This is a genomic window from Mycobacterium sp. IDUB_1 (genome assembly GCF_055419625.1).
The window spans coordinates 1-740 of the sequence record NZ_JBVAYA010000011.1 but is presented as its reverse complement, the minus strand read 5'-3'; the positions used below and the strand labels follow the sequence as shown (position 1 = coordinate 740).

General features: G+C 65.4%; 1 protein-coding gene. It reads right to left on the bottom strand.

The genetic code is table 11. The features are described from left to right. Window positions 1-728, bottom strand: a 728-nt coding sequence (locus ACZYYX_RS29430; protein ID WP_463818372.1) for a condensation domain-containing protein, incomplete at its 3' end; no start/stop codon positions are given. Window positions 729-740 lie beyond the last annotated feature (12 nt).

Genomic DNA, 740 nt, shown 5'->3' with positions numbered 1-740 from the left:
GCGTAGCGGTTCGACCATGCGTCGAGTTCGGCGTAGGTGACCTCGACACCCTCGAACGACAACGCAACAGCCCACGGACTGTGCTCGGCGCGTGCGCTGACGAGATGGCCCAGCGTGGTCGCGGGTATCGGATGACCGGTGTCGTTGCGTGCTGCCAGCTCGGACCGCTCGGCGGCCGTGATCAGCTCCAGATCACCGACTCGGGTCGTCGAGTCTCGAGCGATCTGGGTGAACAGTGACACGAGTCTCGCGCCGAGCGTGTGCACCGTTTCCCGGTCGAACAGGTCGGCGCTGTACTCGACGGTCAGCGTCGCGGTGCCATCGTGGTGTTCGGTCAGCGTCATGCCGAGGTCGAACATCGCCGACTGGGTGGTGTGTTCGTGCCATCGGATCGGGAGCCCGAAAAGCGTGGTGTCGTCGTCGGTGTCTCTGTGATGGGCGATGAAGACGTTGAACAGTGGGTTGCGGCCGGGAACGCGGGGAGGGTTCAGGGCTTCGACGATGCGGTCGAACGGCAGATCGGTATGGGCGAACGCGTCGAGATCGTCGGTGCGGATGCGAGTGAGCAGCTCAGTGAAGGTCGGGTTACCCGAGACCTCGGTGCGCAGCACGACCGTGTTGACGAACAAGCCGACGAGGTCACCCAGGACGGCGTCGTCGCGGCCGGCCACCGGGGTTCCGACGACGATGTCGGTGCCAGCACCCAACCGGCGCAACAGAACCGCCACCGCCGCATGCAA